The sequence below is a fragment of the Azonexus hydrophilus genome (genome assembly GCF_001956855.1).
GTDB classification, from domain to species: domain Bacteria; phylum Pseudomonadota; class Gammaproteobacteria; order Burkholderiales; family Rhodocyclaceae; genus Azonexus; species Azonexus hydrophilus_A.
In genome coordinates this window covers 26,198-47,640 of the sequence record NZ_MTHD01000006.1, presented here as the reverse complement: position 1 = coordinate 47,640, position 21,443 = coordinate 26,198, and the positions used below count along the sequence as shown (strand labels likewise).

At 63.0% G+C, this 21,443-nt stretch carries 23 protein-coding genes and 1 tRNA gene; 11 read left to right on the top strand and 13 right to left on the bottom strand.

Annotated elements, in window-relative coordinates; all coding sequences use genetic code 11:
• Window positions 1–186 precede the first annotated feature (186 nt).
• From nifN to nifS, 11 genes are all read left to right on the top strand, one after another.
• Entirely contained in the window at window positions 187–1,590 is a 1,404-nt protein-coding gene (gene nifN / locus BJN45_RS15500; protein WP_076096892.1) for a nitrogenase iron-molybdenum cofactor biosynthesis protein NifN, read from the top strand.
• A 13-nt stretch (window positions 1,591–1,603) separates the two neighbouring features.
• Complete coding sequence (locus BJN45_RS15495) at window positions 1,604–2,032, top strand: NifB/NifX family molybdenum-iron cluster-binding protein (protein WP_240494598.1); 429 nt, start codon at window positions 1,604–1,606, stop codon at window positions 2,030–2,032.
• Window positions 2,029–2,499 carry a SoxR reducing system RseC family protein gene (locus BJN45_RS15490; protein ID WP_076096888.1) on the top strand — a complete coding sequence of 157 codons (471 nt, stop codon included), beginning with the start codon at window positions 2,029–2,031 and terminating at the stop codon, window positions 2,497–2,499. Before BJN45_RS15495 ends, BJN45_RS15490 begins: the two co-directional genes overlap by 4 nt.
• Window positions 2,489–2,938, top strand: coding sequence for a NifX-associated nitrogen fixation protein (locus tag BJN45_RS15485; RefSeq protein ID WP_076096886.1), 450 nt, complete (start codon window positions 2,489–2,491; stop codon window positions 2,936–2,938). The genes BJN45_RS15490 and BJN45_RS15485 overlap by 11 nt, the downstream gene beginning before the upstream one ends.
• A gap of 14 nt (window positions 2,939–2,952) precedes the next feature.
• Window positions 2,953–3,171, top strand: a complete 219-nt coding sequence (locus BJN45_RS15480; protein WP_076097136.1) for a CCE_0567 family metalloprotein — start codon at window positions 2,953–2,955, stop codon at window positions 3,169–3,171.
• Window positions 3,168–3,434: a ferredoxin III, nif-specific gene (fdxB, locus tag BJN45_RS15475; protein WP_076096884.1), complete on the top strand. Its 267-nt coding sequence runs from the start codon at window positions 3,168–3,170 to the stop codon at window positions 3,432–3,434. The genes BJN45_RS15480 and fdxB overlap by 4 nt, the downstream gene beginning before the upstream one ends.
• Before the next feature lie 3 nt (window positions 3,435–3,437).
• Complete coding sequence (locus BJN45_RS15470; RefSeq protein ID WP_076096882.1) at window positions 3,438–3,794, top strand: hypothetical protein; 357 nt, start codon at window positions 3,438–3,440, stop codon at window positions 3,792–3,794.
• Window positions 3,795–3,798: 4 nt separating this feature from the next.
• Window positions 3,799–4,212, top strand: coding sequence for a hypothetical protein (locus tag BJN45_RS15465; RefSeq protein ID WP_076096881.1), 414 nt, complete (start codon window positions 3,799–3,801; stop codon window positions 4,210–4,212).
• 121 nt (window positions 4,213–4,333) lie between these two features.
• On the top strand, window positions 4,334–4,657 hold the full coding sequence (locus BJN45_RS15460) for a HesB/IscA family protein (RefSeq protein ID WP_076096879.1): 324 nt from the start codon (window positions 4,334–4,336) through the stop codon (window positions 4,655–4,657).
• Window positions 4,658–4,668: 11 nt separating this feature from the next.
• Window positions 4,669–5,565, top strand: a complete 897-nt coding sequence (gene nifU / locus BJN45_RS15455; RefSeq protein ID WP_076096877.1) for a Fe-S cluster assembly protein NifU — start codon at window positions 4,669–4,671, stop codon at window positions 5,563–5,565.
• 40 nt (window positions 5,566–5,605) lie between these two features.
• Window positions 5,606–6,814, top strand: a complete 1,209-nt coding sequence (nifS, locus tag BJN45_RS15450; protein ID WP_076096875.1) for a cysteine desulfurase NifS — start codon at window positions 5,606–5,608, stop codon at window positions 6,812–6,814.
• A gap of 232 nt (window positions 6,815–7,046) precedes the next feature.
• Here nifS and BJN45_RS15445 read toward each other — a convergent pair whose 3' ends face one another.
• From BJN45_RS15445 to BJN45_RS15380, 13 genes are all read right to left on the bottom strand, one after another.
• On the bottom strand, window positions 7,047–7,496 hold the full coding sequence (locus BJN45_RS15445; RefSeq protein ID WP_139326369.1) for an NMCC_0638 family (lipo)protein: 450 nt from the start codon (window positions 7,494–7,496) through the stop codon (window positions 7,047–7,049).
• A gap of 611 nt (window positions 7,497–8,107) precedes the next feature.
• Complete coding sequence (locus tag BJN45_RS15435; protein ID WP_076096868.1) at window positions 8,108–8,935, bottom strand: DUF5677 domain-containing protein; 828 nt, start codon at window positions 8,933–8,935, stop codon at window positions 8,108–8,110.
• Between the two features lie 439 nt (window positions 8,936–9,374).
• Window positions 9,375–10,322 (bottom strand): protein translocase subunit SecF, encoded by a 948-nt coding sequence (gene secF, locus BJN45_RS15430; RefSeq protein ID WP_076096866.1) that lies wholly within the window; start codon window positions 10,320–10,322, stop codon window positions 9,375–9,377.
• 6 nt (window positions 10,323–10,328) lie between these two features.
• The gene (secD, locus tag BJN45_RS15425) at window positions 10,329–12,212 is read right to left on the bottom strand and encodes a protein translocase subunit SecD (protein ID WP_076096864.1); all 1,884 of its coding nucleotides are present in this window, start codon (window positions 12,210–12,212) and stop codon (window positions 10,329–10,331) included.
• Window positions 12,213–12,261: 49 nt separating this feature from the next.
• Window positions 12,262–12,585, bottom strand: coding sequence for a preprotein translocase subunit YajC (gene yajC / locus BJN45_RS15420; protein WP_076096862.1), 324 nt, complete (start codon window positions 12,583–12,585; stop codon window positions 12,262–12,264).
• Between the two features lie 42 nt (window positions 12,586–12,627).
• A complete protein-coding gene (gene tgt, locus BJN45_RS15415; RefSeq protein WP_076096860.1) occupies window positions 12,628–13,740 on the bottom strand; it encodes a tRNA guanosine(34) transglycosylase Tgt in 1,113 nt (370 codons plus the stop codon).
• The gene (gene queA / locus BJN45_RS15410) at window positions 13,730–14,776 is read right to left on the bottom strand and encodes a tRNA preQ1(34) S-adenosylmethionine ribosyltransferase-isomerase QueA (RefSeq protein WP_076096858.1); all 1,047 of its coding nucleotides are present in this window, start codon (window positions 14,774–14,776) and stop codon (window positions 13,730–13,732) included. The genes tgt and queA overlap by 11 nt, the downstream gene beginning before the upstream one ends.
• A 60-nt stretch (window positions 14,777–14,836) precedes the next feature.
• Window positions 14,837–14,921, bottom strand: a tRNA-Leu gene (locus BJN45_RS15405).
• A gap of 25 nt (window positions 14,922–14,946) precedes the next feature.
• The gene (locus BJN45_RS15400; protein ID WP_076096856.1) at window positions 14,947–15,351 is read right to left on the bottom strand and encodes a Rap1a/Tai family immunity protein; all 405 of its coding nucleotides are present in this window, start codon (window positions 15,349–15,351) and stop codon (window positions 14,947–14,949) included.
• Window positions 15,348–16,112 carry a uroporphyrinogen-III C-methyltransferase gene (gene cobA, locus BJN45_RS15395; protein ID WP_076096854.1) on the bottom strand — a complete coding sequence of 255 codons (765 nt, stop codon included), beginning with the start codon at window positions 16,110–16,112 and terminating at the stop codon, window positions 15,348–15,350. Before cobA ends, BJN45_RS15400 begins: the two co-directional genes overlap by 4 nt.
• Before the next feature lie 7 nt (window positions 16,113–16,119).
• A complete protein-coding gene (gene cphA / locus BJN45_RS15390) occupies window positions 16,120–18,702 on the bottom strand; it encodes a cyanophycin synthetase (protein ID WP_076096852.1) in 2,583 nt (860 codons plus the stop codon).
• 18 nt (window positions 18,703–18,720) lie between these two features.
• Entirely contained in the window at window positions 18,721–20,958 is a 2,238-nt protein-coding gene (gene cphA, locus BJN45_RS15385) for a cyanophycin synthetase (RefSeq protein WP_076096850.1), read from the bottom strand.
• An 11-nt stretch (window positions 20,959–20,969) separates the two neighbouring features.
• Window positions 20,970–21,440, bottom strand: a complete 471-nt coding sequence (locus tag BJN45_RS15380; RefSeq protein ID WP_076096848.1) for a DUF1854 domain-containing protein — start codon at window positions 21,438–21,440, stop codon at window positions 20,970–20,972.
• Between the last annotated feature and the right edge of the window lie 3 nt (window positions 21,441–21,443).

The window sequence follows — 21,443 nt, the reverse complement described above, 5'->3', positions numbered from 1 at the left end:
AAGCGGAGCGTGTATTCGTCATATGGGTTGGGGATTGTAGCGGTTCATGCCGATGGAGAGTCGGAGAACTGCCGTTGTCGGGTTTGTGACAGCATGATTTTTTGTTAAGCAATTGTTTTTAAATGAAACTATTCATTGGCGCGTTCCTTGCTGAGATGAAGGCAATCTCATACGGACGATGTCCAAATGGCCGAAATCATCCAATCCAAGAAGGCGCTGGCGGTTAATCCGCTGAAGGTGAGCCAGCCGATCGGCGCGTCGCTCGCCTTTCTCGGGCTCAACCGCAGCCTGCCGCTGATGCATGGCTCGCAGGGCTGCACGGCGTTCGGCAAGGTGTTCTTCGTGCGCCATTTCCGCGAGCCGATTCCGCTGCAGACGACGGCGATGGATCAGGTGTCGACGATCATGGGCGCCGACGAGAACATCATCGAGGCGTTGCGCACGCTGTCGGACAAGAGCAAACCGGACATCATCGGGCTGGTCACTACCGGGCTGTCGGAGACGCAAGGCACCGACATCCTGCGGGCGGTGAAGGATTTCCGCGCGGCGCATCCGGAATTTGCCCATGTCGCCGTGGTCCCGGTGAATACGCCGGATTACGTCGGTTGCCTGGAAAGCGGTTACGCGCTGGCGATCGAGTCGCTGATCCAGACGCTGGTGCCGGAAAGCCAGTGCGCCGGCAAGCGGCCGAAGCAGGTCAATGTGCTGGCGTCGGGGATGCTGACGCCGGGCGATATCGAGGCGATCAAGGACTGGGTCGAGGCTTTTGGCCTGCGCCCGGTGGTGGTGCCGGACATTGGCGATTCGCTGGATGGGCACCTGGTCGAGGCCGAAACCTCATCGCTGACCATCGGCGGTACGCCGCGTTCGGAAATCGAGATCATGGGCGAGTCGACCGCAACATTGGTTGTCGGCCCGTCGCTGGACAAGGCGGCCAATATCCTGAAAGCGCGCACCGGCGTACCCGATTACCGTTTCGAAGGGCTGATGGGCCTCGACGATTGCGATGCCTTCACCCAGGCGCTGGCGGAGATTTCCGGCAAGCCGGTGCCGGAGAAGATCGAGCGCCATCGCGCCCAGTTGCAGGATGCGATGGTCGATAGCCACTTCATGATCGGTTTCGCCCGCATTGCGCTGGCTGCCGATCCCGATCTGCTCGGCATGCAGGTGCGTTTCCTGACCGGCATGGGCGCCGAGGTGGTGGCCGCGGTCAGCCCGCACAAACACGAAAGTCTGGCCGGCTTGCCGATCGACAAGGTGATCGTCGGCGACCTGGAAGACATGGAAAAGGCGGCGCGCGCCGCCGGTGCACAACTTGTCATGTCCAATTCGCACGCCGCCGATACGGCGCATCGCCTCGGCTTGCCGCTGTTGCGCGCAGGTTTTCCGCAGTACGACCACGTGGGCGGTTATGCCCGCACCTGGGTGGGCTACCGCGGCACGCGGCAGGCCCTGTTCGATCTTGCCAACCTGATGCTGGGACAACACCATGAACTCGCACCCTATCGATCAATCTACTGGGCCGACGACCGAGACGGCACCGGTTTCCAACATGTCGTCGCGTCGTCTGCAGCTGGTCTGGTCCATTAAGCAGGAGCCGGACATGGTGCTGCGAGTTGCCTTCGCCTCGACCGACCGGACCCGCGTCAACCAGCACTTCGGTGCGGCCGAGGGCTTTGCCGTCTATGAAGTCACGCCGGACAAGGCAACGCTGGTCGGTGTCGCCGAGTTCGACGAAGAGGCGATGGATGGTAACGAGGACAAGCTGGCTGCCAAGGTCGATTTCCTCGCCGGCTGTGCTGCGGTCTATGTCATGGCGATCGGCGCGTCGGCAATCAAGAAGCTGATGGCTGTCGGCATTCAGCCGATCCGGGTGAATGAGGTCGATGCCATCGACGAATTGCTGGTGGAAATCTCGACGGCGATGCGCGAAGGCGGCGTCACCTGGATCGACCGCGCCATCGCCGTGCAGGAAAAAGCCAAGTCTGAGGACCGCTTTTCCACCATGGAAGAAGAGGGGTGGGAAGGATGAGCACGAACCTGATCGAACATCGCGGTGTCGTCCAGCGCGTCGATGACGGCCTGGCCATCGTCGCCATGGAGACCGCCGGTTGCGCATCCTGTGGCCAGGGCGGCAGTTGCGGCATCGGCAAGATGGCGGCCGGGCGACCGGCAACGCTGCTGACGCTGCCGGTCGGCAGCGATATCCATGCCGGCGACCTGGTCAGCATCGCGCTGCCGGAAAGCAAGCTGACGCTGTCGGCCGTGCTCGGCTATCTGTTTCCCGCCTTCGCCATGATCTTCGGCGCCTGGCTCGGAGCCGCGCTGGAAGGCAGCGACGGTGCCACCGCATTCGGCGCGATGGTCGGCTTCCTGCTGGCACTGGCCATCGCCCGCATCGTCATCGCCCTGGTGCCCGGCCTGCTGCCGGCCCCCAAACTGATTCCCATCGCCAGTCAAACCCAAGTTTCCCAACAGGAGTTCCACCATGAGCACTGATCCCATCTTCGAAACCGACTTCGTCAAGGAAATGGCCCGCCAGATGCGCGCGCTGGATACCTATGGCACCTACGCCGGCTGGACCGTCGAGAAGATCCTCGACCCCTACATCCTGACCAAGGAACGCAAGGCCAACATTCCGCTGATCGGCGATCCGGACGACGAGACGATTTCCCGCGTCAAGGCGTTCTACAACGCCATCGCCGTGTTGATCGAGAAAGAATGCAAGCTGCTCGCCGTGCCGCTGGTGCACCTGACGCACGAAGGTTTCGGCCGCGCCATCATCACCGTCGGCAAGCTGGTTGCCGTCGAGAAGACCCTGCGCGACGTGCATCGCTTCGGTTTTCCCAGCCTGTCCAAGATGAAGGATGACGCCGACAAGCTGCTCGGCATCGCCCTCGAACGCATCGGTCAATATCCGGCTGTCGCCGGACTGTAAGGGTGGAGGGCAGCATGACTGATGAAGAACTGGCCGCCCTCGACAAAGAGGTCAAGAAACTGAAGCGTATTGCCTCGGAATGGGCATCACAGATGCACGACCTCGTGGAAGACCGCCTGCCGGCGGGCTACCACGAAATTCCGGCGCTTTCCCAATCCACCTACGATGCCTGCCAGGCCTGGGCCGATGCCAGTGCCCGCCTGGCGGCTGCACAGAAAGGACAACCCGCATGATCACCGGTCTCACTCGTGGCGGCGCCGAATGGACGCCGCAATTCGCCACCAGCATCGACCAGGCCAAGTGCATTGGCTGTGGCCGCTGCTACAAGGTCTGCCCGCGCAGCGTACTCGATCTGGTCGAGCGTGAACTGGACGACGATGACGAAGATGAAGACAACATGATGGTCATGTCGCTGGCCAATCCGATGGACTGCATCGGTTGCGGCTCCTGCGGCCGGGTCTGTCCGAAGAACTGTTATACCTACGCGCCGGCCTGAACGATGCGCTCGCTGAGCGAAGTTTCCGCGCTGACGGCGCAGGGTGAGGCGGTCTGCGCCGCCTTGCGCCGTCAGGTGGAAAAGCTCGGCCTGTCGATCGGCGACGAACCGCTCTGGGCCGGACTGGGCTTCGTCGAGACGGTCGATCCGTTCTCGCAGGAGACCAGTCTGGTCGGTACCTGGCGTGGCGGTCAGCGCTACGGCACGGTCACCTTCTTTCCCGACGGGCGCATCTTCGCCGAGTATCAGGTCTTGCTGCCGCATCCGGCCAAACCCGAGTGCTACGTCGAAGCCGTGCAGGTCTGGGGCCCGCCGGAGCAACTACGCGGCGATGCGGTAATCGCCGAGTACGCCAGATAACTCGATGGTCCTGCCCAGACTGATCCTGCTGCACAAGCAGGCGACCAGCGGTCGGGTACGCTTTCTCTGCCTGAGTTCCGGTGTCGTCGCCTTCAAGCCGCTGCCGGTGCTGGCCGCCTTGCGCGACGAGGATTACTCGCCGACTGTCCAGTTTCATCCGACGGCTGTAGTGCGTGAGGCCGAAATCCAGCTGGGCCTGCCGGAAGGTGCAATCGTGCCCGAGGCCGATTTTCAGGCCTGGGTCGATACGCCCGAGGGCGACGTGCCGGTGTTGCTGGCAGCCTTCGCTGGCATCGATCCGCCGTTTTCAGCAGCCGAACGGACCGGTAGCCGTTTCATCGCAATCACCGAGGCGCGCGCCCTGAGCGAGGTCGAGCGCAACCTGCTGCGTCGGGCCTACGAACACGTCTTGGGCTGATTGTCGCAAAAACGACAAGGCGCCGCAGCGCAACAATCCATTGAATTCAGTTGGTTAGCGATTTATCCGGGCATGGCACAGGGCTTGCAATGAGTAGCCCATCTACTCTGGGAGAATCGCCATGATCAATCTGACCCCCGCTGCCATCAAAGCAGTTCAACGTTTTATCCGCGGTTCCGAAACGCCGGTTGCCGGCTTGCGCCTGGTCATTTCCGGCGGTGGCTGTTCCGGCCTGCAGTACGGCATGAAGCTCGAAGCCGAGAAGGCCGAGGACGACTGGGAACTGGAAATCGAAGGCGTCAAGCTGCTGGTCGACCCGATGACCATGCCGATGATCGACAACGTCACCGTCGATTTCGTCGACACGCTGACCCACACCGGTTTCAAATTCGACAACCCCAACGCCAGCGCCCAGTGTTCCTGCGGCTCTTCGTTCTCGGTCTGAGGGCATAAATCATGTGGGAATACTCTGACAAGGTTCGCGAACACTTCTTCAACCCGCGCAACTCCGGCCCGCTCGAAGAAGCCAACGGCATCGGCGACGTCGGTTCCATTCAATGTGGTGACGCGCTGCGCCTGATGCTCAAGGTCGAGCCGGAAACCGAGGTCATTCTCGACGCCCACTTCCAGACCTTCGGCTGCGGTTCGGCTATTGCCTCGTCGTCGGCGCTGACCGAGATGGTCAAGGGCCTGACGCTGGACGAGGCGCTGAAAGTCTCCAACCAGGACATCGCCGATTTCCTCGACGGCCTGCCGCCGGAAAAGATGCACTGCTCGGTCATGGGCCGCGAAGCCCTGCAGGCCGCCATCGCCAACTACCGCGGTGAAGAGTGGTCGGATGACCACGAAGAGGGCGCGCTGATCTGCAAGTGCTTTGCCATCGACGCGGTGATGATCGAGGATGTGGTCAACGCCAACAACCTCAACACGGTCGAGGAAGTCACCTTCTACACCAAGGCTGGCGGTGGTTGCGCGGCCTGTCACGAAGGCATCGAGGAAATTCTGGCCAAGGTCAAGGCTTCCCGTCCGGGTGCCGGCGAAACCTCGCCGCCGCCGGCTTGTCCGGCCACCCCGGAAGCGCCAAAGCCGCCAGCCAAGAAGCTGTCCATCGTCGAGAAGATCAAGGTCATCGAGGAAGTGCTGGCGTCGGTTCGCCCGATGCTCCAGCGCGACCACGGTGATGTCGAACTGGCCGATGTCCAGGGCAAGAAGATCTACGTGCATCTGAAGGGCGCCTGCTCCGGTTGCATGATGGAAGCAGCCACCCTCGGCGGCATCCAGCAGAAGATGATCGAATCGCTCGGCGAACTGGTGCAGGTACTGCCGTCGTCGCACATGCCGGTCGAAGCCTGATCTCCGCACCAACCCACAGAGAACCCAAAAGGACAGCGCCATGGAACCGATCTATCTGGACAACAACGCCACCACGCGCTGCGACCCTGCCGTGGTCGAAGCCATGCTTCCCTTCTTTACCGAACATTTCGGCAACGCCTCGTCGATCCACGCCTTTGGCAGTGAAGTCGGCAAGGCACTGAAGAAGGCCCGCAGTCAGGTGCAGGCGCTGCTGGGCGCCGAGCACGACTCGGAAATCATCTTTACCTCCTGCGGCACCGAGTCCGACTCGACCGCCATCCTGTCGGCGCTGAAGGCGCAGCCGGAACGCAACACGGTGATCACCACCAACGTCGAGCATCCGGCCATCCTGACGCTGTGCGAGTGGCTGGAAAAGGAAGGCTACATCGTCCACAAGCTGAAGGTGGACAAGAAGGGCCGCATCGACATGGACGAATACAAGTCGATGCTGCATGACCGCGTGGCGGTGGTTTCGGTGATGTGGGCCAACAACGAGACCGGCACCATCTTCCCGGTCGAGGAAATGGCCGAATTGGCTAACGCCAAGGGCATCATGTTCCACACCGATGCGGTACAGGCCGTCGGCAAGATTCCCATCGACCTGAAGAACACCAAGATCGACATGCTGTCGCTGTCCGGCCACAAGCTGCATGCGCCGAAGGGTATCGGTGTCCTCTACCTGCGTCGCGGTTGCCGTTTCCGGCCGCTGCTGCGCGGTGGTCATCAGGAGCGCGGCCGGCGCGCCGGCACCGAGAACTCGGCGTCCATCGTCGGCCTCGGCATGGCCTGCGAACTGGCACTGAACAAGATGGAAATCGAGAACACCGAAGTGAAGCGCCTGCGCGACAAGCTGGAACAGGGCATCCTGAGCCAGGTCACGCACTGCTTCCCGACCGGCGATGTCAGCAACCGTCTGCCCAACACCAGCAACATCGCTTTCGAATACATCGAAGGCGAGGCCATCCTGCTGCTGTTGAACAAGATGGGCATCGCTGCCAGTTCAGGTTCCGCCTGTACCTCGGGCTCGCTCGAACCTTCGCACGTGATGCGTGCGATGGGCATTCCCTACACCGCCGCCCACGGCACCATCCGCTTTTCGCTGTCGGTCTACAACACCGAAGCCGAAGTCGATCGTGTCATCGAGGCCGTTCCCCCGATCGTCGCGCAATTGCGCAAGCTCTCACCGTACTGGACCGACAAGGGCCCGGCCGCCAACCCGGAAGCCGCCTTCGCGCCAACCTACGCCTGAGTCGGCGAAAGTTTTTGCATCAGTCTCTCTCTGTAGTAACTTCACCGCCCCGGAAGCGATTCCGGGGCGTTTTTTTGGTTAAAAGCACAAATGTCCATTGAGTGCTGCGCGCTACAGGACCGGCATCACTGCCAGAGGGTGGCGCAGACAACAGATCAATGCGCAGGCGATTCAGAGTGTTTTTTTCATGTTGGTGAAGTGGCGAGTTGGGGCCAAACGTTCGACTTAGGTTTCACCGTACTACCCGGGTTGTGAAGATGGCCTGCAGCGGAGCTTGCGCTGACTCAGATGTGGATACGACTGCCACGTACAGTGATGCATCGAATTCGCTGACCAGCGAGAACGAGCGAGTGTTCATTTGCCCATGCGGCAGAGGTGTGCTTACCGAAGGCTCCTCCTTCAAAGTGCCCTTCTGCGAGAAGTTTCGCAGCGTGAACTCGAACTGCTCCACAGCCACTTGCTGAGTGATACGGCGCACGAACACGGAGCATTCGCGGTCTTCTGTGATGACCACAGCAAAGTTGCCAAACGGAACTTGTGCCGTCCACACTTTGCCAGGGCGCCCGCCAAGAAACTGCGCTTGTGCCTCAGGTAGCAATTCGCGCAAGCGGTACTCTTGGTAATGCGCGGGGCGCGTTGCATCACCTTTCCCCAGCAGGCAGATGCTGTGGAACACGTTCATTGCGAACGCTCCGCGCTGCACGTCTTCCTGCTGCGCGGCGAGCGGGAAGTGCGTAGCTACAAGTGCAAAGAGCAGCACTGGCCGAAGGTGTGTGGATAGTCGCATTGTGAAACCTAGCGTGAAGGTGAGCGGCGAAGCCGCGCTTCGACCGTAGGGTTAGAGCGCTTAGCCACGCCGGCAAAGCGTACCCATCCTGAAATAACTACAGGCCCGCACATACAATTTTTCCGAAATTAATGTTGGTGATGCCGCTGTTCTCACCAAGGGCCACGAATTCGACTCTTTCGATACAAGCGTAAGGGGGAAAGAGGTTGTCGCGTTGCCGGGAGCAGCCGACAGTGCCCTTTTTCGCTCCGAGGAAGACAGTTTGTCCGTCACACCTGAAGCCGGCCGAAGATAGAGATTCAATAGCCGCAACTTTGCTCATGCCTTTGGAAATGAGACTCCTCATACTGCTCTCAAACTCAAGCTGCCTCGGCGTGTAACAACCGCTGAGGATAATTGCCAAGAGGGTCGGTAGAGTTAGCCGATGCATAGCGCTTTAACGTCGCCCATGAGCGGCTGAATGAGCGGGCAAAGCCCGCTCGCGAAGGTCCGCCTCGATGGGTTTGTTAGCGGTCATATATCGCCGCCATGTCTTCGGGGCCGAACCGCCACTTTTCAGCAACCCGCATTGCGGATGGATTGGCGGAAAGCACCACGCTGGCAGTGTTGAACGCCGCCGAATAACTAAAGGCGAAGTGGGCCATGAGAACCACGCCGATCCCGAGAACGGACTGCGTGAGCATCTGCTGATCGGAGACCGACTGAGCTTGGCCGACCTGTATTGCACTGAGATAGCTCGAATGAGAGTAGCCGCAGAGGTACCCATAGATGTTCTCGAAGTACTTCTGGTGGAAGCCGGCGCTGACTCCAAGGTTGGCCCAACCATTTCCGATTCGCCATTCACCTTCCAGGAGTTTCTTGCGCTGTTTTTCCGTGTAAGTGCGAATCTCCTGCGAAGACTCGATTTTGGACTTCAGTTCTTCGATTTGTTTCTTCTCGCGGGCTAAGACCTCGCGCCCCTGTTCTGTCGATACGTGAAACTGCTGGCGATCAACTAAGCCACCAAGACACCACGTGTTGTGCCTGAACTCGCATAGCGACTGGTCCGAATTGCCGTAGAGATAGAAGAACACAAGGTAGGTTTCGAGGGCTGCGCGGGCAACCACTTTTACCGAGGCATGATCAACAAAGAACACGGCGGGAACTCCGTCATGCTCGACCGTTGCTCCCGCTGCCAAGGTTTGCATCGAAACAAGATGTCGAAAGAGCTTAGCCGCCAATACTTGAGCGTTGTTCAACCACTCGTCACCGGACTTGATCTTCTTTCCGGCTTGTGACTCAACAAGCCGAATGAAGAGATCAAGCAACGTAGAGTAATCGGCGCCGGAGGACATGGTGATCGCGAACGTTAAATGTTGCACCTAATTGACGGAAAGGAATCCGTCGCATGGGCTGTATAAAAAACTATTGTCATGTTGGTTCAACGACTTGGCAGATTTTAGAGGGGCTTGTATGCATGCCTTGCATCCTTCGTTGCAGCAGTCTCGTGGTACCACGGTCCCCGGCTTGATTGACCGTGTGCGCGAGAAAATTCGCTTGAAGCACTACAGCTTGCGTACCCAATAGGCTTATACCGAGTGGATTAAACGATTTATTCAGCATCATGGCAAGCGTCATTCTGAGGGGACGGGGGCGGTCGGGGCTGCGGTCGAGAAAATGCCGGGCAGAAATGACGAAGCCCCGATTTCTCGGGGCTTCGTGGTACTGCTTTGTCTTCATTTCGGCGCTTGTTCCTGCCCCCCGGATTCCAGGGGCTGGGAGCAAGGCCGTTCGTCAGACGCAGGCGCCGTCGTCCGTTGCGCCTTCGGCGACTGCCTTCTTCGGCTTGATGAACTGTTCGCGCGAGACGCCCAGCCACATCACCAGCGGGCTGGCGACCAGCACCGAAGAGTAGATGCCGAACAGGATGCCGATGGTCAGGGCCAGCGAGAAGTAGTACAGCGTCTCGCCGCCGAAGACCAGCATCGACAGCACCATCACCTGCGTCGATCCATGGGTGATGATGGTTCGCGAAATGGTGCTGGTGATGGCGTGGTCGAGGACCTGCGGCGTGGTCAGGCCGCGTACCTTCTTGAAGGTTTCGCGGACGCGGTCGAAGACGACCACCGATTCATTGACCGAGTAACCGAGCACGGCGAGTACCGCGGCCAGCACCGACAGCGAGAATTCCCACTGGAAGGCGGCGAAGAAACCGAGAATGATGATCACGTCGTGCAGGTTGGCGATGATGGCGGCGATGGAGAAGCGCCATTCGAAGCGCGAGGCGAGGTAGATCATGATGCCGACGATGACCACCAGCAGCGCCAGCGCACCGTTTTCGGCGAGTTCCTTGCCGACTTGCGGGCCGACGAACTCGACACGCTGCAGGCTGGCGCCCGGGGCTTCCGCGGCCAGTGCCTGCATCACGCGTTCGCCCTGCTGGGCACTGTCTTCGGTACCGCGCAGCGGCAGACGGATCATCACGTCCTGCGACGAGCCGAAATTCTGCACCGTGTAATCGGTGAAGCCGTTCTTGCTCATCGCGCCGCGGACTTTTTCCAGGTCGGCGCTCTGCTGGTACTTGACCTCGATCAGCGTACCACCGGTGAATTCCACCGACAGGTGCAGGCCTTTGGTCGCCAGGAAGAATACCGCCAGCACGAAGGTGATCAACGAAATGACGTTGAACACCAGCGCATGGCGCATGAAGGGGATGTCTTTCTTGATGCGGAAGAATTCCATGACCGTTTATCCTTGTTTTCTGCCGTTGACCGCGGAAATACCTTCTTTCCAGACAGTGCCGATGGCCACCTTGGTCAGTTTCTTCTGACGACCGTAGACCAGGTTGATCATGGCGCGCGAAACGACGACGGCGGAGAAGATCGAGGTCAGGATGCCCAGGCAATGGACGACGGCGAAGCCGCGCACCGGGCCGGAGCCGAAGATGAGCAGTGCCAGGCCGGCGATCAGCGTGGTGATGTTGGAGTCGAGAATGGTCCCGAAAGCCCGTTCGTAACCTTCCGAGATTGCCGCCTGCGGTGTCATGCCGGCGCGCAGTTCCTCGCGGATGCGTTCGTTGATCAGCACGTTGGCGTCGATGGCCATGCCCAGCGTCAGCGCGATGGCGGCGATACCCGGCAAGGTCAGCGTAGCTTGCAGCAGCGACAGCAGGGCGACCAGCAACAGCAGGTTGGAAGCCAGGGCGACCACCGAAATCAGGCCGACGACCTGGTAATAGGCGATCATGAACACGGCGATTGCCAGGAAGCCCCACATCGTCGACTTGAAGCCGCGTTCGATGTTTTCGGCGCCGAGCGACGGGCCGATGGTGCGTTCCTCGATGATGTCCATCGGCGCTGCCAGCGAGCCGGCGCGCAGCAGCAGGGCGACGTCATTGGCTTCGGCAGTGGTCATGCGGCCGGAAATCTGCACGCGGCCGCCGCCGATTTCGGTACGGATGACCGGCGCGGTGACGACCTCGCCTTTGCCCTTTTCGATCAGCAGGATGGCCATGCGCTTGCCGACATTGTCGCGGGTGACATCCTTGAAGATGCGGGCGCCGGCGGAGTCGAGCGTCAGATGCACGGCCGGTTCGTTGGTCTGGCCGTCGAAGCCCGGCTGGGCGTCGGTCAGGCGGTCGCCGGTCAGGACGACCTGCTTCTTGACCAGCAACGGCGAGCCGCCGCGTTCGGTGTAGACCTCGGTGCCGAACGGCGGATTGCCGGCCAGGCCGGCTTCGATGGCGCCCGGGCTGTCGTCGACCATGCGGATTTCCAGCGTCGCGGTACGGCCGAGGATGTCCTTGGCCTTGGCCGTGTCCTGGACGCCCGGCAACTGGACGACGATACGGTCGGCGCCCTGCTGCTGGATGATCGGTTCGGCAACGCCGAGTTCGTTGATCCGGTTGTGCAGCGTGTTGATGTTCTGCTTGATCGCGAATTCGGCGATCTTCTTGCCGGCTTCCGGCTTCAGCGTGGCGATCAGGCGCAGGTCGTCGCCCTGGCCGGCTTCGGCCAGCGCCAGGTCGGCGGCGTTGTCGCCGAGCACCTTGCTGGCGGCAGTGCGGGTTTCCGCATCGCGGAACTTGATGACGATGCGTTCGCCTTCGCGGTTGATGCCGCCGTGGCGCAGGTTCTTGTCGCGCAGCAGGCTGCGCAGGTCGGCGCTGGTCGAGTCGAGGCGCTTGGTCAGCGCGCCCGGCATGTCCACCTGCAGCAGGAAGTGCACGCCGCCGCGCAGGTCGAGGCCGAGGTACATCGGCAGCGCGTTGAGCGAGGTCAGCCATTGCGGCGAGGCGGTCAGCAGGTTCAGCGCGACCACGTACTGGGGATTGCTGCTGTCCGGATTGAAGGCGCGCTCGATGGCGTCCTTGGCCTTCAACTGGGTGTCGGTGTCCTTGAAGCGGGCCTTGACGCCGACCGGGTCGAGCTGGATGCCGTCATGGGTGATGCCGGCGCCAGCCAGCGCTTCTTCGACGCGGGCCTGGGTAGTGGCATCGACCTTGAGCGTGACCTTGGCACTGGATACCTGGACGGCCGGCGACTCACCGAAGAAATTGGGCAGGGTGTAGATGAAGCCGAAGACCAGCGCGATGGCGACGGTGACGTACTTCCAGAGAGGATAGCGATTCATGGCGGCTTTGAAGCGAAAAAGGCGGCCGCAGCCGCCCTTCGGGATTGGATTACAGCGACTTCAGCGTACCCTTGGGCAGGGCGATGGCCACGGCGGGCTTCTGGACAACGACTTCGGTACCTTCGGCAATTTCCAGGGTGATGTAGTTGTCGTCAACCTTGGTGATGCGACCGACCAGGCCGCCGCCGGTGACGACTTCGTCGCCCTTCTGCAGCGCGGCGATCAGCGCCTTGTGTTCCTTGGCCTTCTTCATTTGCGGGCGAATCATCAGGAACCACAGCACGACGAACATCAGGATCATCGGCAGGATCTGCATGAAGCCACCAGTCGGGTCGGCGGCGCCGGCAGTTTGGGCGTGGGCAAGGCTAATCATTGGACATGTCTCCGGATAACGAAAAATTCAGAACGAGCGATTCTAACACTGGCCGGCGCTTCGGTCGCGGGCGAAGGCAGTTGACCATTCTTCCAGTTTTCCCGATTCGATGGCGGCGCGCATCTCGGCCATGATCGTCTGGTAGAAATGCAGGTTGTGGATGGTGTTCAGCATGCCGCCGAGGATCTCGCCGTTGCGGAACAGGTGGTGCAGGTAGCTGCGCGTGAATTGCGTGCAGGTATAGCAGGTGCAGGATGGGTCGAGCGGGCCGGTGTCCAGCTTGTAGCGGGCGTTCTTGATCTTGACGTCGCCGAAGCGGGTGAACAGATGGCCGTTGCGCGCGTTGCGGGTCGGCATGACGCAGTCGAACATGTCGATGCCGTTCTTGACGCCGTTGACCAGGTCTTCCGGCGTGCCGACGCCCATCAGGTAGCGCGGCTTGTTGGTCGGCAGGCGCGGTGCGGTATGCGTCAGGATGCGCGCCATGTCGTCCTTGGGTTCGCCGACCGACAGGCCGCCGATCGCCATGCCGTCGAAGCCGATGTCGCACAGTCCGGCCACCGATTCGTCGCGCAGGTCTTCGTACATGCCGCCCTGGACGATGCCGAACAGGGCGTTGCCGTTTTCCAGCCGGTTGTGCTCGTCGCGCGAACGCTGTGCCCAGCGCATCGACATGCGCATCGATTTGGCGGCTTCGTCGTGGCTGGCCGGGTAAGGCGTGCATTCGTCGAAGATCATGACGATGTCGGAATTGAGCACCTTCTGGATCTGCATCGAGATTTCCGGCGTCAGGAAGAGCTTGGCACCGTCGTGCGGCGAGCTGAACTTGACGCCTTCCTCGGTGATCTTGCGCATGGCGCCGAGCGAGAAGACCTGGAAGCCGCCCGAGTCGGTGAGGATGGGCTTCTGCCAGTTCATGAAATCGTGCAGGCCGTTGTGCGCGGCGACAACATCGAGGCCCGGGCGCAGCCACAGGTGGAAGGTATTGCCCAGGCAGATCTGCGCGCCGATGTCGTTGAGACTTTGCGGTGTCATCGCCTTGACCGTGCCGTAGGTGCCGACCGGCATGAAGACTGGGGTCTGGACCTGGCCGTGGGCCAGGGTCACGGTGCCGCGGCGGGCGGCACCGTCGGTTTTGTGAAGCTCAAACTGCATCGGATTTCTCCAGGAGCATGGCGTCGCCATAGCTGAAAAAGCGGTAGCGCTCGGCGACCGCGTGGGCGTAGGCGGCGCGGATCGCGTCGTAGCCGGCGAAGGCCGAAACGAGCATCATCAGCGTCGATTTCGGCAGATGGAAATTGGTGATCAGCCGGTCGACGACCTTGAAGCGGTAGCCGGGCGTGATGAAGATGTCGGTTTCGCTGCTGCCGGCGCTTATGCTGCCATCGTCGTTGCCGGCCGATTCGAGCGTGCGCAGGCTGGTTGTGCCGACAGCGATGACACGGCCGCCAGCGGCCCGGGTGGCGGCGATGGCAGCGGCGGTTTCCGGCGGCACGACGTAGCGCTCGCTGTGCATGCGATGGTCGGCGATTTTTTCGACGCGGACCGGCCGGTAGGTGCCGGCGCCGACGTGCAGCGTCACGAAGGCGGTACCGACACCCTGGTTGCGCAGTGTCGCGAGCATGGCCTCGTCGAAATGCAGGCCGGCGGTCGGTGCCGCGACGGCGCCCGGTTCGCGCGCATAGACCGTCTGGTAGCGGGTTTCGTCGGCGCCTTCGGCTGGATGCTCGATATACGGGGGCAAGGGCAGCTTGCCGTACTGCTCCGAGACTTCCCAGAAATTATTGCGGTCGACCAGTTCCAGCGCGAAAAAATCACCATCGGCACCGGCGCGGCCGGTCATCCGGACCGTGAAAGCATCGGCCAGACGCAGCAGGCAGCCGGTTTTCGGTGCCTTGCTGGCACGGATCTGGCAGATCGCGTGCGTCGCATCGACGATGCGTTCGAGCATGATCTCGACCTGACCACCGGTTTCCTTGACGCCGAAGAAGCGCGCCTTGATCACCCTGGTGTCGTTGAACACCAGCAGGTCGCCAGCGCGCAGCAGCGTTGGCAGGTCGGCAAATTTGCGGTCGACGTGCTGTTGACCGCAAATATGCAGCAGCCGGCTGCCCCTGCGCTCGGGGGCCGGGTGCTGGGCAATCAGTTCGGGCGGGAGAGGGAAGTCGAAGTCATCGACGGTCAACGACATGGCAATTGTCCGCATGCAAACAAAAACGGCTTTCCGCGGGGAAAGCCGATTTGTCGTAACTGGTGCCCCGAGCCAGACTCGAACTGGCACACCTTTCGGCGGCGGATTTTGAATCCGCTGCGTCTACCGATTCCGCCATCGGGGCGAATGGAGCGCGGATTATCCCTGAATCACTTCTTTGGTTCAAGCGTATCGGTGCAGGGAAAGGATTTGGCCAGTGCGCCGGCGACCAGGGTTGCCGTGCTGCTGGTGGTTTCCGGCGGGGTGCGTTCGACGTGAATGACGACGGCGCGGACCATGCGCAGGGACAGGTCGCCGTCGTTCGGCAGGCAGAAGGCATTGAGACGGACGCCGACCTTTTCGGCCAGATAGTCGCTGACGGCATAGCCGTCGGCAAAGCCGGCGACGTAGGCGATGCAGCGTCCGCTGCGCATGGCGAAGAACGGGTCGCTGTTCTTTTCGCCGGCGTACATGCTTTCGGCGGCCTTGCAGTCCTCGAGCATTTCCTTGGCCGTGTAGGCGTGTGCCATGCCGCTCAGCAGCAGGGCGAAGGCAAGTGTCAGGATTTTTTTCATGGGTTCTCGAACCAGGAAAGTTTGGCGTGCAGGCCGACGACCGAGCCAACGACGATCAGCGCCGGGGGTTTGATGCCGGATTCGGCAATGCGTTGCGGCAGGCAGCCCAGCGTTGCCAGCAGCGTCTGCTGGTCGGGCAGCGTGCCGCGCCGGACGATGGCGGCCGGTGTGCCGGCAGGCAGGCCGTGGGCGATCATCTGGCGGCAGATTTCCGCGGCACCGCCAACGCCCATGTAGAAGACGACGGTCTGGCCAGGGCGGGCAAGCGCCGGCCAGTCGAGATCGATGCTGTGATCCTTGAGGTGCCCGGTGACGAAGGTGACCGATTGGGCGTGCTCGCGATGGGTCAGCGGAAAACCGGCGTAGGCCGCGCAACCGGCGGCGGCGGTGACGCCGGGGACGACCTCGAAGCCGATGCCGGCGGCGTGAAGGATTTCCAGCTCCTCGCCGCCGCGCCCGAAGATGAAGGGGTCGCCGCCCTTGAGGCGGACCACCGACAGGCCTTCGCGGGCGAGGTCGACGAGCAGCTGGTTGATTTCTTCCTGCTTCAGCGTGTGCTTCGCCGCCTTCTTGCCGACATAAACCTGCCGGGCTGTTGCCGGGAACAGGGCGCGGATGCCTTCACCAACCAGGTGGTCGTACACGATGGCGTCGGCCGCCGCGATCAGGCGGGCGGCCTTCACGGTCAGCAGGTCGGGGTCGCCGGGGCCGGCGCCGACCAGCCAGACCTTGCCTGGCCCGGATGGAGAGTTTGCGGTCATCAGGCCGTTATTCTGCAATGCGCCGGGCAATGTGCGCCAGCGCCTCTTCCACCTGGTCGATCAGGATCAGGCAAAGATCGCCCGGCTGCAGGCGCTTGAGTGCCGTATCGATGGCAATGAATTCACCATCGATGGCGTCGACGTGCTTGACCCGTTGCGCGTTGGCCAGGCCGGCGCGCAGCAGGGCGATCACTTCGCCGTCGGCGCGGCCGCGCTGGCAGGCATCCTGATAGAGGATCACGTCGTCGAAGGCCTGGCCGAGGATCTCGGTTTGCTGGCGGATGTCTTCGTCGCGCCGGTCGCCGGCGCCGCTGATGACGACCGAACGGCGGCTGGCCGGCATGTTTTCTACCGCCTTGACCAGGGCAAACATGGCATCCGGATTGTGGCCGTAGTCGGCGATCAGCGTTGCGCCCTTGTAATCGAAGACATTGAAGCGGCCGGGGGCGGTCGCCGAATCGCTGATGAAGCCGGCCAGCGCCTGCTCGATGCTCGACCATGCGTAGCCGAGCGACCAGGCGGTGGCGACGGCGGCCATGACGTTCTCGACCTGAAAGCCGATCGTGCCGTTGCGCGTCAGCGGCACCTGGGCGAGCGGAATGCGGTATTTCTTGCGGCCTTCGCCGCAGACGATGTCGCCCTTTTCGACGTAGAGCACGCGCTTGCCCTGAGCGCGGTGCGTGGCCAGCACCGGGTGCGCCGGATCAAGGGCAAAGAAGGTGACGCTGCCCGGGCAATGGCGGGCCATCGCCGCGACTACCGGGTCGGCGGCGTTGAGCACGGCGGTGCCGTTCGGCGCGACGTTCTCGACGATGACGCGCTTGATCACGGCCAGGTCATGCACCGTGGTGATGTAATTGAGGCCGAGATGGTCGCCCAGGCCGATGTTGGTGACGACGGCGACATCGCACATGTCGAAGCCGAGCCCTTCGCGCAGCAGGCCGCCGCGGGCAGTTTCGAGCACGGCCGCGTCGACGTCGGGATGACCGAGGACGTTGCGGGCGCTGCGTGGACCGGAGCAGTCGCCGCTGTCGATGCGCTTGTTCTCGACGTAGATGCCATCGGTGCTGGTCATGCCGACGCGCAGGCCGTTCTGTTCGAAGATGCGGCCGATCAGGCGACTGGTCGTGGTCTTGCCGTTGGTGCCGGTGACGGCGACGACCGGGATGCGGCCGTTGTCGGGTTTGCCGTCGGGACCATCGGGATACATCATGCCGACGATCGCTTCACCGACCGGGCGGCCCTTGCCGAACGACGGGTCGAGGTGCATGCGCAGGCCGGGTGCGGCATTGACTTCGACGATGCCGCCGCCCTGATCTTCGAGTGGCTTCAGGATGGTGTCGCAGACGACGTCGATGCCGGCGATGTCGAGGCCGACGGTCTGCGCCGCGGCCACGGCGGCGGCAGCGAGGTCCGGATGGACGTCGTCGGTGACGTCGGTGGCGGTGCCGCCGGTCGACAGGTTGGCGTTGTTGCGCAGGATGACGCGGACGCCGCGCTCGGGAATCGAATCGGCGCTGTAGCCCTGCTCGGCCAGGCGGGCGAGGGCAATTTCATCGAAGCGGATCTTGGTCAGCGATGTGGCATGACCGTCGGAACGGCGCGGGTCGCTATTCACGATCTCGACCAGTTCGCGCACCGTGTGCGTGCCGTCGCCGACGACCAGCGGCGGATCGCGGCGGGCGGCGGCGATCAGCTTGTCGCCGATGACCAGCAGGCGCCAGTCGTGGCCGGGCAGATATTTCTCGACCATGATGTCGTCGAAGAAGCTGACCGCAACCTGGTAGGCATGGCGAACCTGTTCCTCGCTGGTCAGGTTCACCGAAATGCCCTTGCCCTGGTTGCCGTCCTGCGGCTTGACGACGACCGGCAGGCCGATTTCCTGGGCAGCTTTCCAGGCGTCGTCCGCATCGGCGACCGGTCGGCCGGTCGGCACGGCGACGCCGGCGGCGTGCAGCAATTGTTTGGTCAGTTCCTTGTCCTGCGCGATCGATTCGGCGATGGCGCTGGTCAGGCTGGTTTCCGCTGCCTGAATGCGCTTCTGCTTGCTGCCCCAGCCGAACTGCACCAGGCTGCCCTGGGTCAGCCGGCGGAACGGGATGCCGCGCGCCTGGGCGGCAGCGACGATGGCGCCGGTCGAGGGGCCGAGGCGGATGTCTTCGTCGAGATCGCGCAGTTCCTTCAGCGTCGCGTCGAGGTCGAAGGGCGTGTCGTCGAGAGCGGCGCGGCACAGCTGCTCGGCACGTTCGAAGGCCAGCCGGCCGACGTCTTCCTCGGTGTATTCGACGACGACCTGGTACACGCCGGCTTCGACGGTCTGCGTCGTCCGGCTGAAGGTTACCGGGCAACCGGCTTGCGCCTGCAGGCCAAGTGCGGCGAATTCGAGGGCGTGGGCCATCGATACGGCGTCGAGGTGATCGGTCGGGATCAGCTCGCCGAGTTCCGGGAAGCGGGCGCGCAGCCGCGGTTCGAAACCGGGCAGGTCGGCGATGGCGCGTTCACCACCGTCGCAGGTGACGATGGCCTGGATGGCGGTGTGGCGGCTCCACAGGTTGGGGCCGCGCAGGGCACGGATGCGGGAAACGTCCATGATCGGTCTTTCTCAGCGTTAGATGCGGCTGGCGACACCGGCCGACTTGCGGGCACGGCGGGGCAGCAGGGCGAAGGGGTCGGCCAGTTCCAGGCCGTAAGTCTTGATGCCGGTGACGATGACGTCCTGGGTCAGGCCGAGTGCCCAGCCGGCGGCGACAGCAGCGAGCACATTGGCGACCGTTTCCGGTTTCCGGGCCTTGCCGATGGCCGGGACGTCGCCGAGCCGGCACAGCCGGATTTCGTCGCTGCCGCTGGCCAGACAAATGCGGCCTTCGCTGACGTAGACCGCACGTTTTCCAGCCGCACGGTGTTCGTTCAGGGTCGGGCAGCCGGGGTCGGCGGCAAAGAAGGTGACGTCGCCGTCACACAGCTCGGCGAGATCGGCAACCGCCGGATCGTCGGCGTTGAGCACGGCATGGCCGCCCTTGAGGACGACATCGACCTGGGTGCGGTAGGTGGCGCGCCAGGTGGTGAAGTATTCGCCGCCGCTCGGCTGGATGTTCCAGCGGCTGAGATCTTCGCCATCGGGCAGGATGTTGGTGACGATGCCGACCTGGCAGCGGTCGTAGGGCAGGCCTTCACCGAGGATGACGCGGCCGCCGTTCTCGATGACTGCCGCTTCGACAGTGCGGTTGAGCAGCAGCCGGCGACCGCCGGTCCAGTTGGCGGCGTCGGTCTTCTGCACCTGGCGCTGGCCGAGGAAGACGCCCTGGCTGCAGGCCAGGCCGACCTGCTTGCCGGACAGGTGCAGCAGGTGGGCGACGATGCGGGCGACCGGTGTCTTGCCGCGCGAGCCGGAAACGCCGACGACCGGGATGCGGCCGCTTTCCTGCGGGCCGAAGAGATTGCCGACGATCGCCTTGCCGACCGGCCGGGCCTTGCCGACGCCGGGTTTCAGATGCATCAGCAGGCTAGGGCCGGCGTTGACTTCGACGATGGCGCCGCCCTGTTCGGCCAGCGGTTTGGAAATGTCCTTGCAGACGAGGTCGACCCCGGCAATGTCGAGGCCGACGATGCGCGCCGCCAGCGCGCAGACGGCGGCGGTTTCCGGATGGACTTCGTCGGTGCAGTCGAAAGCGTGGTTGGCGGTGCGCTGGATCAGCACTTCACGGCCGGCAGCCGGGATCGCATCGGCGTCCAGACCCTGGCGGCCGAGTTCCATGCGGGCTGCCGAATCGATGCGGATGATCGACAGCGGGTGCAGTTCGGTCGGGCCGCGGCGCGGGTCGGTATTGACCTGGCTGTCGATCAGTTCGCGCACCGTAGACTGGCCGTCGCCGGTGACGGTGATCATTTCGCTGCGATTGGCCGCGACCATCTTGTCGCCGACGATCAGCAGGCGGTGTTCGACGCCCGGGATCGAGCGTTCGACGAGGACGCCGGAGCCTTCGTCGACAGCGATGTTCCAGGCTTTTTCGACTTCCTCGCGGGTATTCACGTCGATGAACACGCCGCGCCCGTGGTTGCCGTCCACCGGCTTGATGCAGACCGGCAGGCCGATGTCCTCGGCGGCTTCCCAGGCGTCGTCGACGCTCTTCACCTCGCGGCCTTCGGGAATCGGCACGCCGCAGGATTCGAGCAGCGACTTGGTCAGGTCCTTGTCGCGCGAGATGGTTTCGGCGATGGCGCTGGTGCGGTCGGTTTCGGCCGTCCAGATGCGGCGCATCGCGGCGCCGTAGCCGAGCTGCACCAGGTTGCCGTCGTCGAGCAGGCGGATCGCCGGGATGTCGCGGTCGTCGGCGGCATCGACGATGCTTGCGGTCGACGGGCCGAGACACTTGGAATCGACCATGTCGCGCAGTTCCTCGACCGCTTCATCGACATCGAACGGCCGGTCCTCGATCGCCGCCATGAGCAGGTCGCGCGCCTTGTGCAGCGCGGCGCGCGTGACTTCTTCGTGCCAGGCGCGGATGACCACCTTGTACACGCCGTATTCGGTGGTTTCGCGCGCCTTGCCGAAACCGCCGGGCAGGCCGGCGAGGTTCTGCAGTTCGAGCGACACGTGTTCGAGGATGTGACCGGGCCAGGTGCCTTCCTCGACCCGGCGCAGGAAACCGCCGCGTTCCTCGTAGCTGCAGCGGTGCTCGACCAGCGACGGCAGCCAGGCAGCCAGGCGCTCGGGGAAGCCGGGAATCTTGTTGGAGGGAAATTCCTCCAGTTCGCCGATGTCCACCCAGGCTTCGAGTACCGGCCGGTAGGTCCAGATGTTGGGGCCGCGCAGCGTGATGATGTCGCGGATGACGATGTTTTTCATGGTGTCGGGGCTCACAGGAAGCGGTCGAGCAGCCGCCGGCTGTGCCGGTCGAGCGCTGCGGGGTCGCGAATCAGGAACTGGATGCCGTGGCTGTCGGCGATCAGCAGACGGCCCTGCGGCAGGCGACGGATGTCTTCCTCGCCCTTGAGCAGGACCTCGGCCGGGCCACGGTCGGTACGCACCTGCCAGGTACTCGGGCAGGCAAAACTGGAGACGGCGAGGATGGCTTCGATCGCCGGCATGAATTCGCGGCTGGCGAGTTCTTCCTCGATCAGCGCCCGTTCGGCCGCCGGCAGGTCGCTCAGGCGGTCGGCCCAGCCGGCCTCGTGGCCTTCGCTGTTGACCAGGGCGATGCCGTCGTCGGGAGCGGCGATGGGAAAGGCGCGGACCGGCACGACGCCTTCGTGGCGTTCGCCGTTTTCATCGATCAGGACGAGTCGACCGTAAGAATCGCGTTGCAGCTGGAATGGGGTATGCGCCATGGT